The organism is Bradyrhizobium sp. 31Argb, from assembly GCF_043638955.1.
Classification (GTDB): Bacteria; Pseudomonadota; Alphaproteobacteria; order Rhizobiales; family Xanthobacteraceae; genus Bradyrhizobium.
Map to the genome: position 1 here is coordinate 1 of NZ_JBEGDB010000247.1, position 12,201 is coordinate 12,201.

9 protein-coding genes are annotated in these 12,201 nt (G+C 63.3%); all 9 read left to right on the top strand.

Annotation, left to right across the window (positions count from 1 at the left end; all coding sequences use genetic code 11):
• Positions 1-62 precede the first annotated feature (62 nt).
• Complete coding sequence (locus tag AAFX91_RS32375; RefSeq protein ID WP_394569285.1) at positions 63-1,520, top strand: thiamine pyrophosphate-dependent enzyme; 1,458 nt, start codon at positions 63-65, stop codon at positions 1,518-1,520.
• A 97-nt stretch (positions 1,521-1,617) separates the two neighbouring features.
• Positions 1,618-2,460 (top strand): AraC family transcriptional regulator, encoded by an 843-nt coding sequence (locus AAFX91_RS32380; RefSeq protein ID WP_130579893.1) that lies wholly within the window; start codon positions 1,618-1,620, stop codon positions 2,458-2,460.
• A gap of 129 nt (positions 2,461-2,589) precedes the next feature.
• Positions 2,590-5,604, top strand: coding sequence for a molybdopterin cofactor-binding domain-containing protein (locus AAFX91_RS32385; RefSeq protein WP_394569286.1), 3,015 nt, complete (start codon positions 2,590-2,592; stop codon positions 5,602-5,604).
• Positions 5,601-6,413: an FAD binding domain-containing protein gene (locus AAFX91_RS32390; protein WP_394569287.1), complete on the top strand. Its 813-nt coding sequence runs from the start codon at positions 5,601-5,603 to the stop codon at positions 6,411-6,413. Before AAFX91_RS32385 ends, AAFX91_RS32390 begins: the two co-directional genes overlap by 4 nt.
• Positions 6,410-6,928 (top strand): (2Fe-2S)-binding protein, encoded by a 519-nt coding sequence (locus AAFX91_RS32395; protein WP_394569288.1) that lies wholly within the window; start codon positions 6,410-6,412, stop codon positions 6,926-6,928. The genes AAFX91_RS32390 and AAFX91_RS32395 overlap by 4 nt, the downstream gene beginning before the upstream one ends.
• Positions 6,921-8,465, top strand: coding sequence for an AMP-binding protein (locus tag AAFX91_RS32400; protein ID WP_394569289.1), 1,545 nt, complete (start codon positions 6,921-6,923; stop codon positions 8,463-8,465). The genes AAFX91_RS32395 and AAFX91_RS32400 overlap by 8 nt, the downstream gene beginning before the upstream one ends.
• 31 nt (positions 8,466-8,496) lie before the next feature.
• The gene (locus tag AAFX91_RS32405; protein ID WP_394569290.1) at positions 8,497-9,303 is read left to right on the top strand and encodes an enoyl-CoA hydratase/isomerase family protein; all 807 of its coding nucleotides are present in this window, start codon (positions 8,497-8,499) and stop codon (positions 9,301-9,303) included.
• Positions 9,304-9,377: 74 nt separating this feature from the next.
• On the top strand, positions 9,378-10,709 hold the full coding sequence (locus tag AAFX91_RS32410) for an MFS transporter (RefSeq protein ID WP_130579899.1): 1,332 nt from the start codon (positions 9,378-9,380) through the stop codon (positions 10,707-10,709).
• 51 nt (positions 10,710-10,760) lie between these two features.
• Positions 10,761-12,201, top strand: a 1,441-nt coding sequence (locus tag AAFX91_RS32415) for an aldehyde dehydrogenase family protein (protein ID WP_394569291.1), incomplete at its 3' end; no start/stop codon positions are given.

Below are 12,201 nucleotides of genomic sequence, written 5' to 3' on the forward strand. Positions count from 1 at the left end.
ACGCAACCTCGGACCGGCCGACAGTCGGAGCTACATCCGTCAAGCGAAAGTAACATCCTCAGGTGAGGCAATACGCCGCGCAGGATTCGACGCCGATGATCCTGTTCATCGGGCAGGTTGCCCGCGGCATGCTGGGACGCGAGGCATGGCAGGAAGTCGATTTCCGTCAGATGTTCGGCGGCATGGCGAAGTGGGTCGTGGAGATAGACCGCGCCGAGCGCATCCCGGAATTGGTCAGCCGCGCCTTTCATGTCGCGGTCTCGGGACGCCCGGGGCCGGTCGTGGTCTCGCTGCCGGAGGATATGCTGGCCGAGGAGGTCGTGGCTGCGGATGCGAGGCCGTTTCGGCGGGCTGCGGCGCATCCGAGCGCTGATCAGCTCTCGCGCCTTGTTGAGATGATAGCGGACGCCGAGCGGCCGGTTGTCATCGTCGGTGGTGGCGGGTGGAATGCGCGAGCTTGCGAGGACCTCAAGACATTCATCGAGATCTTCGATCTGCCTGTTGTTGCTGGCTTCCGCCGGCAGGATATTTTGGATAACCGCCATCCAAACTACATCGGCCATGCCGGGCTTGGTCCAAGTGCGGCATTGGTCCGGCGCATTCGCAGCGCTGATCTCATCATCGCGATCGGCGGACGTCTCGGCGAGACGACGACGTCCGGATACACCTTGTTCGAAGTGCCCCGGCCATCGCAGCGCTTCGTTCACGTGCATACCGATCCGAACGAGCTGGGCCGTGTCTATCAAGCTGATCTCCTGGTCAACGCGGGCATGCCGGAGTTTGCCGCGGCCGTCGCGCGACTGCGGCCGCCCGGCGGATCGCAGGCAAACAGGGGCGGGCTGCGGAAGGCCTGGGTTGCGGCAGGCCGTGCCGAATTCATCTCCGACCAGACGCCGGGATCAATGCCGGGCCCGGTTGATCTGGGCGCAGTGATGCTGCACTTGCGCGAGGTGCTCCCGGCGGACGCGATCATCTCGAATGGTGCCGGCAACTATGCCATCTGGGTGCACAAATTTCATCGCTACGGCGGCTTCAGGACCCAGCTTGCGCCGACGTCTGGATCGATGGGTTATGGCCTGCCGGCGGCGATTGCCGCCAAGCTGGCTCATCCCGAACGCACCGCTCTCTGCTTTGCGGGCGACGGCTGCTTTCTGATGAGCGCGAACGAGCTCGCTACGGCGGCGCAGTATGGGCTCGGCGTCATCGCGATTGTCGTCAACAATGGCATGTACGGCTCGATCCGCATGCACCAGGAGAAGGAATATCCCGGACGGGTGCATGCAACGGCGCTGGATAATCCGGATTTCGTCGCGCTCGCGCGGGCCTTTGGCGGTTATGGTGAGCTGGTCCTCAAGACCAATGACTTTGCCGCGGCGTTTGCGCGGGCCAGGGCCTTCGCCGATGAAAAACGTAAGCCCGCCATATTGGAGCTCAGGATCGATCCCGAAGCGATCACGCCCACCGCAACGCTCACGCAATTGCGCGAGCGCGCGCTGGCCGCACGAGATGCTGCTCTGTAACGACGATGGCTTGCCGTGGGTGCCTCTCGCATTGACAGATCATCCGGCCTATGCTGACGGGAAACGAAGCAACAACTACGTCTGAAGGGAGGCCTGGATGTCGACAGCTCTGCGCATTGCTTATGGCGCCTTCGGAAGGGTCGCGCTACTGGATATGGATCGTTCGCTGGTGCGTCACGCGCATCCGCATTGCCATGTCCTGCTGAAGGTCGAAGGCGCCGATACACAGTTCCTGGTGGGAGATCGGGTTTATCCGCTGACGGACACCGGCGCTGTGCTCGTCGACGGCTGGAAGCCGCACGCCTACGTTCACGATCCCGCGCGGCCGCGGGCCCTTATTCTGGCGCTTTATATCGAACCTCAATGGTTGAAGGAGTTTCGGCCCGGCTGGGCCGCAAGCGGCGCGCCAGGTTTCTTCGATCAGCCTTCTGGTGAGGTTTCGCCGCGGATCCGCCAGCTTACGATGCAGCTTGCCACCGAGATGATGGCGCACCCGGGTTGCGTGCGCGACCATGAGCAGACCCTCTCGGACCTGATGATCGCGGTGATCGAGCGCTTTACGCCGTGGCGCAGCTTTCCCAATTCAATCCGCGGCATGAATGCGATGACCTGCGACTGGCGAATCCGGCGCGCTACGGAAGTCATTCGCGCGCAGGAGGGATCCCGCGCCAATGTCGATCAGTTCGCGAAGGGAGCAGGGCTGTCACGCGCACAATTCTTCCGCCTGTTTGAATCGTCGCTCGGGGTTTCGCCGAAGATCTATCTGAACGTGGTGCGCATGGAGCGGGCGCTCGAGGCCGTGATCCACCAGGACACGTCGGTCACCGATCTCAGTGAGCGCTTCGGCTTTCCGGAGCCTGCGCATTTTACCCGCTTCTTTCGCGATCATGCCGGCGTCAGTCCGCGCGAATTTCGCAACGTCTCGCGCCTTGCAAGTTGATATTGCGGTGCACACTTTCAAATGAGACGATTTGGTAGGTCGTGAGATCGGGCGGTATGGCCCGCATGGCTGACATTCTGACAACTGCTCCACGCCGCGTCGGAGAGCGCAGTGGAGAGGAGCGTCGGAATGGCGGAGGCCGCGGTTCAATCCGCATCATCTGTCGATCAGAACACGGCTGAAGACCGGCCTTGGGTCGGCCGTTCGATCGAACGCGTCGAGGATGCCGCACTGCTCACCGGCCGCGGGCGCTTCATCGACGATCTCGGCACGCCGCCGGGCACGCTGCATGCTGCCATCCTGCGCTCCCCACATGCCCATGCCGATATTGTCTCTGTTGACGCCGAGGCGGCGCGGCATGCGCCGGGCGCCGCCGCTGTCCTCACCGGCGAGCAGGTCAAGGCGCTGACGTCGAGCCTCGTCGTTGGCGTGAAGGCGCCGGTGGAATGCTGGCCGATCGCGATCGAGCGGGTTCGCTATGTCGGCGAGCCCGTCGCCGTGGTCATCGCGAGCGATCGCGCCCGAGCGGAAGATGCGATCGAACTGATCAATGTCGAGTACCAGCCGCGCGCTGCGGTGGTCGATCCGTTGGCGGCGCTCGCAGCCGATGCGCCTGTCCTGCACGATGGCTTTCCCGGCAATCTTGCCAGCGATCGCAGTTTTTCCTACGGCAATCCCGAGCAGGCGTTTGCCGAAGCAACGCATCGCTTTTCAATCGACATCCGCTATCCGCGCAACTCCTGCACGCCGATCGAAACCTATGGTGTCATTGCCACCTATGATGCGGCTGAGAATGCCTTTGACATCCTCGCCAATTTCCAGGGCCCTTTCAGCATTCACACCGTGATTTCGCGTGCGCTGAAGGTACCGGGCAATCGGCTGCGGCTGCGCACCCCGCCGGATTCCGGCGGCAGCTTCGGTGTCAAGCAGGGCATCTTTCCCTACATCGTCTTGATCAGCGCGGCCTCTCGCGCCGTCGGGCGCCCCGTGAAGTGGATCGAGGATCGGCTGGAGCATCTGACGGCCTCGGTCTCGGCGACCAACCGCGCCACGACGCTTTCAGTTGCGGTCACCGCTGATGGCAAGATCCTCGCGCTCGATTGGGACCAGGTCGAGGATTGCGGCGCCCATCTGCGCGCGCCCGAGCCCGCAACGCTCTACCGCATGCACGGCAATCTCACCGGCGCCTACGATATCCGCCATGTGAGAGTGCGCAACCGCGTCGTCGTCACCAACAAGACGCCGACCGGCCTCAACCGAGGCTTTGGCGGACCGCAAGTCTACTTCGCGCTCGAGCGCCTGGTGCAGCGGATCGCGATCGGGCTGCGCCTTGATCCGCTCGATGTCATCAAGCGCAATCTCGTTCCGGCCGACGCCTTCCCTTATCGCACAGCGACCGGCGCGCTGCTGGACTCCGGCAACTATCAGGAGGCGATCGCCAGGGCTGTCGAGCACGGACAACTCGCAGAACTGAGGACGCGACGCGATGAGGCGCGAGCGCAAGGCCGCCTTTATGGCATCGGCTTTACGGCGGTCGTTGAGCCCAGCGTCTCCAACATGGGTTACATCACGACCGTGCTTACGGCGGCGGAACGTCGCAAGGCCGGGCCGAAGAATGGCGCGCAGGCAACCGCAACGGTCGCGCTTGATCCCGTCGGGGGCGTCACGGTCCATGTCGCCTCCGTGCCGCAGGGGCAGGGCCATCGCACGGTGCTGTCGCAGGTGGTGGCCGACGTGTTCGGCCTCAAGCCGCAGGACGTTCGCGTCAACACCGAAATCGATACCGCTAAGGATGCCTGGTCGATCGCCTCCGGAAACTATGCGAGCCGGTTTGCCGCCGCTGTGGCCGGCACCGCCAAGCTGGCGGCTGAGCGGATCGCGGCCCGTCTTGCGCGCGTCGCCGCGAGCCAACTGAATGTTGAGTCGGCAGATATCGTGTTCGCGGGCGGCTTCGTCGCGTCGAAGCACAATCTGGAGAACCGCGTTGCTTTTTCCAGAGTCGCGGCGCTCTGCCATTGGTCGCCGGGCTCATTGCCTGATGATGCCGGCCAGACCATCCGCGAAACCGTGTTCTGGACGCCGCCGGAGCTGACCCCGCCGGACGATCAGGATCGCATCAATTCCTCGCTCTGCCACGGCTTCATCTTCGATTTCTGCGGCGTCGAGATCGACCGCACGACGTTTGAGACCCGTATCGATCGCTACGTGACCATGCACGATTGCGGCACCATCCTGCATCCGGGCATGGTGGACGGGCAGATCCGCGGCGGCTTCACGCAAGCGTTGGGGGCGGCGCTCTGTGAAGAATATGCCTATGCCGCTGACGGCAGCTTTCTGACCGGAACGTTGGCCGACTATCTGCTGCCGACGACGACCGAAGTCCCTGAGCCACAGATCATCCATATGGAGACGCCGTCGCCTTTCACCCCGCTCGGGGCCAAGGGCGTCGGTGAAGGCAATTGCATGTCAACGCCGGTCTGCATCGCCAATGCCGTCGCCGATGCGCTGGGCCTTGCCGACGTCACGCTGCCGCTGGTGCCAGCGAAGCTCGCCGATTTGGTGCGTGGTCCGGAGCCCGAACCGCCGACGGGACAATCGAGGGCGGCGCTCACACGCGAAGGAGACCGCCGGCTGCGCGGCGAGGGCAGTGCGTCCGTCAACGGGGCGCCGGAGCAGGTGTGGACGATGCTGCTCGATCCCCAGACATTGCAGGCTGTCATCCCCGGATGCGAGCAGGTCCACAAGGTCTCCGACACGCATTTCCGCGCCGACGTGACGCTCGGTATCGGGCCGGTCAGCGGACGCTATCGCGCCGATGTACAATTGTTTGATCTCGATCCGCCGCATGCGGTGACGTTGCGCGGGAAAGCCGAGGGGGCGCTCGGCTTCGGTCACGCCGAGGGACGGATCACGCTCGAGCCCGACGACAGAGGCGGTACACGGCTGCGCTACAGCTATGCCGCAGCGATCGGCGGTAAGGTGGCCAGCATCGGCGGCCGCTTGCTCGACGGCGCGACGCGCGTGATCATCGGACAATTTTTTGCGGCACTAGCGCGCCACGCCGGCGGTGGAGCGCCTGCAAGCGGCTTCTCGATGTTTGCCCTGCTCAGCAAGCTCGCAAGCCTGTTTGGAGGGCGACGATGAAACCAGCCGCCTTCGACTATGTCCGCGCCGAATCCGTCAACGAAGTCCTTGAGGGACTTTCCAAAGAGGGCGGCAATGCCCGCGTATTGGCCGGTGGCCAATCGCTGATGGCAATGCTCAATATGCGCCTCGCCAAGCCAAGACTCCTGATCGACATCATGCGGCTGAAGGAGCTCAACCGCATCGAAGAGCAGGCGGGAGTGGTGACGATCGGCGCCGGCGTGCGCCAGGCCGCCTTGCTCGCATGGCCGGAGCTGGCGCGGACTTTGCCCCTGCTTGCGCTGGCGTTGCCCTGGGTCGGTCACGTCCAGACGCGCAGTTGCGGCACTATTTGCGGTTCGCTTGCACACGCCGACCCGAGCGCCGAGATGCCGCTCGCGCTGATCGCCCTCGGCGGCGAGGTGCATCTGCGCAATGCGCGGCGGCGCCGACGGGTTGCAGCAAGCGAGTTCTTTCTTGGCATGATGGCGACCGCCCGCGCCGAGGACGAGTTGATCGAAGCCGTATCGTTTCCAAGTCCGGGCGGCGGATGCGCATTTCGCGAAGTCGCCCGCCGTCATGGTGATTTCGCCATAGTGGCCTGTGCGGCGGTTGCAACTCCGAAGGGGGTCCGCTTAGCGGTCGGCGGCGTCGCCGATGTCCCGATGGCGCGGGACTGGCCGCGCCTGGACCGAAGCGCGCTCGATGACGCGCTGAACGGCTTTGCCTACGAGCTCAACGCGCGGGACGACGTGCACGCGACCGCGCGCTATCGGCGCGATCTGGTGCGGATCATCGGTCGCGATCTGGTGCGCGAGGTGCTGCAATGACCCGTCTCAGCGCCGATGGCCGTCATCCGGTTCGCTTCAAGCTGAACGGCAGGCCGGTTGAAGCCGAAGCCGAGCCGCGCATGCTACTGTCCGACTTCCTGCGCCAGCAGATCGGCGGAACCGGAACCCATGTCGGCTGCGAGCACGGGGTTTGCGGCGCCTGCACCGTCATTGTCGACGGCATGCTCACGCGCTCCTGCCTGACGCTGGCGGCACAGGTGGATGGCTGCGAGATCCAGACGGTCGAGGGGCTTGCTCCGTCGCCCGACCGGCTCGGCATCCTGCAACAAGCGTTTCGCCGCAACCACGCCCTGCAATGCGGCTTCTGCACCGCCGGCATCCTGATGTCGCTCGACCATTACCTGCGCCGGCATCCGGCGCCAAGCGAAGCCGATATCCGCGATCTCCTGAGCGGCCATCTCTGCCGCTGCACCGGCTACACCCCGATCGTAAAGGCGGCGCTGGAAGCAGCCGCCGAGCTTGCCACCACCACCCAAGAGAAGTCAGATGCTTGATCTCGGCAGCAGTTTTATTGCAAGCGTCGCGCGTGATCCCGATGCGCTTGCAATCGTCGATGGCGAGCTTCGCCTTACCTATCGGCAGTGGCATGGCAAGATCTCGGCGCTCGTAGCATCGTTCGACCGCATCGGGCTGAAACCCGGCGATCACGTCGTCACCGTGCTGCAGAACCGCTGGGAGGCCGCGACCCTGCACTGGGCTTGTCAGCTTGCAGGACTCGTAATCACGCCGATCAACTGGCGCGCCAAAGCCGACGAACTCGACTTTTGCATCGAAAATGCCGAAGCCTGCGCTGTCTTCTATCAGGATGTCTCCGCCGACGCTGTGAGAAATTCCACGCGCGCGGCCGGCTTGCAACGCATCGCGGTCGGTATGAATGCCGACGGAGATCTGGCTTTCGCGGAGATGGTGGAAAGCAGCGCCCCGGATGCCGAGCCTCGGGTCGGCGCCGATGCATGGTCGATCATGCTCTACACGTCGGGCACGACATCGAAACCAAAGGGCGTGCCGCGCCGCCATCGCGCCGAGCGCGCGGCTGCGGTCGCGCATGTCGCGCAAAATCTCTATGGCCGCAACGAGCGTACGCTCGGCGTGATGCCGCTCTATCACACCATGGGTGTGCGCTCTCTGCTCGCGATGTCGCTGATCGGCGGCACGTTCATCTGCCTGCCACGCTACGACAGCCGCCAGGCGCTGGCCCTGATCGAGAGCGAACAGATCACCAATCTCTATCTGGTGCCGACCCTTTATCACGACCTCGTTCACCACGAGGCGTTCCCGGCGATAGACATATCGACCGTGCGAAAGCTCGGCTTTGCCGGCGCCTCGATGACGGACGGTCTGCTCAAGAAGTTGAGCGAACTGTTCAAGCCGGACCTGTTCGTCAATCATTACGGCAGCTCCGAGATCTACACGTTCACCATCGATCAGAACGCACCGGCCAAGCCCGGCTCGGCCGGCAAGGCCGGCATCAACCAGCATATCAAGGTGGTGCGGATCAATGCCCGCTCGGCCGTCGAACTTGCCGCACCGGGCGAAGAGGGCGAGATCATCGCCTTGCTCGCCGGCGACGAGGCATTCGAGGGCTATTGGCGGCGGCCGGAGGCCGACGCCAAGGCGCTGCGCGAGGGCTGGTATTTTACCGGAGACACCGGGTTCGTCGATTCCGATGGTGACCTGTTCGTCACGGGCCGTGTCGACGACATGATCATCACCGGCGGCGAGAACGTCTCGCCGGTGGAGATCGAAAGCTGCCTCTCGCTGCATCCGGCGGTCTCCGAAGTGGCGGTGGTCGGTCTCGCCGACGAGAAGTGGGGCAAGATCGTCGCCGCCTTCGTCAGGCGCAACCGACCAGTGTCCGAGGCGGAGCTCGAGCAGTTTTGCCGCACCTCAGGTCTTGCCAATTTCAAGCGTCCGCGGCGCTACGTGTTTGTTGACGCCATTCCAAAATCGCCGGTCGGCAAGCTGCTGCGGCGTCTGCTCGTAGCCGGAGAATATGAAGCCGAGCGCCTGCCGCCCTCGGATGCAGCCTGATCACACGACACCAACGAAAGGAAACAACCACATGCCGTCACCGTACAGCTTTACCGACCCCCGTCTCGCCAAGCTCGATGGGTTCAAGGTCGAGATCGACGAGGCGCATGAGCGCGCCGACATCATCCTCGGCCGGCCGCCCTATAACGTCGTCTCGATGCCGCAGCGCGACCAGCTACGGCTGACCTTTGAGACGCTCGATGAAGATCCGCGCGTTCGCGTCATCGTGCTGCGGGGCGAGGGCGACCATTTTTCTAGTGGAGGCAATATCGGCGGCTTCATGGAAGCGAGCCCGGAGCATGTATCAAAACTGGCCTGGAATATCGCGGCGCCCGCGCGTTGCGCCAAGCCGGTGATTGTCGCCAATCGCGGCTATTGCTTCGGCGTCGGATTCGAGTTGTCGCTCGCCTGCGACTTCCGCATCGCTTCCGAGACCACACAATACGCTCTGCCTGAACAGAAGCTCGGGCAAATCCCGGGGTCGGGCGGGTCGGCACGCCTGCAGAAAATGGTCGGCATTACGCGCACGAAGGACATCGTGATGCGGTCAAAGCGCATTTCGGCGAAACAGGCACTCGAATGGGGGATTGCAACCGAATGCGTGCCGGACGCCGAACTCGAGAAGGCAACCGACAGGCTGGTTGACGAACTCCGCTCCTTCGCGCCGTTGGCACAGCGCACCGCGAAGAAGCTCCTGAACGACACCGAAGACTCGACGCTCACGATCGCAATCGAGCTCGAGGGCCATTGCTACAGCCGGCTGCGTCAGTCCGAGGATTTCAAGGAAGGCGTCGAAGCCTTCAACGCCAAGCGTCCGCCCAAGTTCGTCGGGCGCTGACGACGAAAGAACGCAGCTAACAACGCCGCGGACGGCCGTCAGCCGCCGCGGCAATCTTCAACGGGGAAGAAAATATGGCTGAGATGGACGTGTCGGTCGCGAATGTGCGGACGTCGGCAGACAATCGACAGATGGTCAACGCGATCATCGCCTCGGTGCTCGGCTGGGCGCTCGATCTTTTTGATTTGTTCATTCTGCTCTACGTCGCGCCGGTCGTCGGCGCATTGTTCTTTCCGTCGAGCAACGCCGCGCTGTCGCTCGCCGCAGTGTATGGATCGTTCGCCGTCACGCTCTTGATGCGGCCGCTTGGCTCGGCCGTATTCGGCCATTATGCCGATGTGCACGGACGCAAGCGCGCCATGCTGGTCGCAATTTTCGGTGTCGGCATCAGCACGGCTGCGTTCGGCGTGCTGCCGACGATCGCCCAGGTCGGCGTGATCGCGCCAATCATCTTCCTGATCCTGCGCCTGGTGCAGGGCGTCTTCGTCGGCGGGGTGGTGGCCTCGACCCATACGATCGGCACGGAATCCGTGCCAGCAAGTTGGCGCGGGGCGATGTCTGGTCTGGTGGGTGGTGGTGGCGCCGGGATCGGCGCGCTGCTGGCGTCGTTCGTGTTCCTGATCACGTCCTCGATCTTTCCCGGTGAAGCCTTCGCGGAGTGGGGCTGGCGCGTCATGTTCTTCTCCGGCCTGCTGAGCTCTTTGCTCGGCTGGTTCATCTTCAAGAACCTTGAGGAGTCGCCTTATTTCAAGGAGCTAAAGCGGCAACAGGCGACACGTAAGGCAGAGGTGCCCAAGGCTCCGGTCAAGGAAATCTTTTCAGGGGAGTATCGCAGGATCTTGCTGCTCAATCTCCTGATCACGTTCGGCGGCGGAGCGGGCTACTATCTGACCTCCGGATATCTTCCGAGCTTCCTGAAGATCATCAACGCGATCCCGAACCAGACCTCGTCGCTGATTCTGATGGGCGCCAGCGTCTCGTCGTTCTTCTCGGCTGTTCTGATCGGATCGCTAAGCGACAGGATAGGGCGGAAGAAAACCTTTCTCCTGGTCGGAGCAGGTGCCATCGTGCTGCTTCCGCTGTGCTATCTGGGCCTTGCTGCGACGAAGGACATCACGCAGATCACGCTCTATGCGCTTGCGATCGCCTTTATCGGCAATGCCGGCTATGCACCGGTGCTGATCTTCCTGAACGAGCGTTTCCCGACGGCTGTGCGCGCGAGCGGTACTGGGCTGTCCTGGAACATTGGCTTTGCGCTCGGCGGCATGATGCCGACCTTCGTGTCGCTGGTGAGCGCGGAGGCGACCGCGATTCCGACGTCGCTCGCCATCTTCTCGGTTGCGGTCTTCGCGATCTACCTGATCGGGGCAGCCGTGATCCCCGAAACCAAAGGGCAGTTCAAATAGCGACCATTGGCCGTCATGCCACGACGTCATCACTGAAGTATGGGTTAGATAATGTCTCTTCATGCGCGCAATCTGATTGGAGGCCATTGGCAGCAAGCCTCGTCCGGCGAAGCGGCTCCTAGCATCGATCCCTCCAATCAAGCCGTGATCGGCCGTTTCGAGGTCGGAGGAAGGCAGGACGCGGAGGCGGCCGTATCGAGCGCTCGTCGTGCGTTCGAGCGTCCGAGCTGGTCGCAAAATCCGCGGCTTCGCCAGTTGGTCATGCTGGAATGGGCAGACCGGATGGAGCGGCGCGGTGCGGAGCTGGCGCGCCTTCTCACGCTGGAGAACGGGAAACCACTGCCACAATCGCGTGGCGAGATCGCGGCCAGCGTCTCGGAGATTCGCTACTACGCGGGATTGACGCGTCACATCCCGGGCCACGTTCTCGAAGTCGAGCCGGGGACGTTCTCGACGATGCTAAGGGAGCCGGCAGGCATTGCCGGCCTGATCATTCCGTGGAATGCGCCCGCGGTGTTGCTTATCCGCGCGTTGGCGCCGGCCCTTGCCGCTGGGTGCACGGCGGTTATCAAGCCTGCGCCGCAGACAGCTCTCGTTACTGCCGAGATCATCAAGTGCCTGAGCGACGTCGAGCAGCTTCCTGCCGGCGTCGTCAATCTCGTCAACGAGCAGGGGCACGAGGTGGCGGAATATCTCGTCACTTCGTCCGAGGTCGACGTGCTCAGCTTTACCGGCTCGAATGCGACCGGGCAACGGATCATGGCCGCGGCTGCGCCGACGATGAAGAAACTGTCGCTTGAGCTCGGCGGGAAGTCGGCCTGTCTTGTCTTTGAGGATGCAGATATCGCGACGGTGGCGCCAAAGCTCGCTGCTGCTGCGACCATCATCTCCGGACAGCAGTGCACGGCGGCGCGGCGTGTTCTGGTACATGCGTCGCGTTATGAGGAGATGAAGGCGGCGCTGCGGTCCTCTCTCACAAACCTGAAAATCGGCTCCGGCCTGTCAGCAGAGACGGACATGGGTCCGCTGATCGATGCGGCGTCGCTTGCCGCAGTCTCGCGCAGGATCGAGAATGCGATCGCTGCGGCGGATGAGGTTGTCTTGCGTGGCGGACGGCCGAACGGCGATCTGGCCAACGGATTCTTCCTGACTCCGACGCTGGTTGAGCATCGCGATACTTCGGCATTCTTCGTGCAGGAGGAGATCTTTGGCCCGTTTGTCGTTCTGGAGAGGTTCGAGGACGAGCAGGAGGCGGTTGTCCGCGCCAACCACAGCGAATACGGCCTCTCCGCCAGCGTCTGGACCCACGATGGCGAGCGCGCGATGCGCGTCGCACGCGCTTTGCGCAATGGCACGGTCTGGATTAACGACCATAACAGGCTGTTTGCCGAAGCGGAAACCGGTGGATACCGCCGAAGCGGACTAGGCCGTGTGGACTCTTGGGATTCTCAAATCAGATTGAACGTGATTCAAGGCTTTCTTTTAGGAGGAA

Bases quoted from the DNA above. Each gene is read 5' to 3' on its own strand.
- AAFX91_RS32395 (WP_394569288.1), top strand. From the start codon at position 6,410: ATGACCCGTCTCAGCGCCGATGGCCGTCATCCGGTTCGCTTCAAGCTG.
- AAFX91_RS32380 (WP_130579893.1), top strand. From the start codon at position 1,618: ATGTCGACAGCTCTGCGCATTGCTTATGGCGCCTTCGGAAGGGTCGCG.
- AAFX91_RS32400 (WP_394569289.1), top strand. From the start codon at position 6,921: ATGCTTGATCTCGGCAGCAGTTTTATTGCAAGCGTCGCGCGTGATCCC.
- AAFX91_RS32410 (WP_130579899.1), top strand. From the start codon at position 9,378: ATGGCTGAGATGGACGTGTCGGTCGCGAATGTGCGGACGTCGGCAGAC.
- AAFX91_RS32385 (WP_394569286.1), top strand. From the start codon at position 2,590: ATGGCGGAGGCCGCGGTTCAATCCGCATCATCTGTCGATCAGAACACG.
- AAFX91_RS32390 (WP_394569287.1), top strand. From the start codon at position 5,601: ATGAAACCAGCCGCCTTCGACTATGTCCGCGCCGAATCCGTCAACGAA.
- AAFX91_RS32405 (WP_394569290.1), top strand. From the start codon at position 8,497: ATGCCGTCACCGTACAGCTTTACCGACCCCCGTCTCGCCAAGCTCGAT.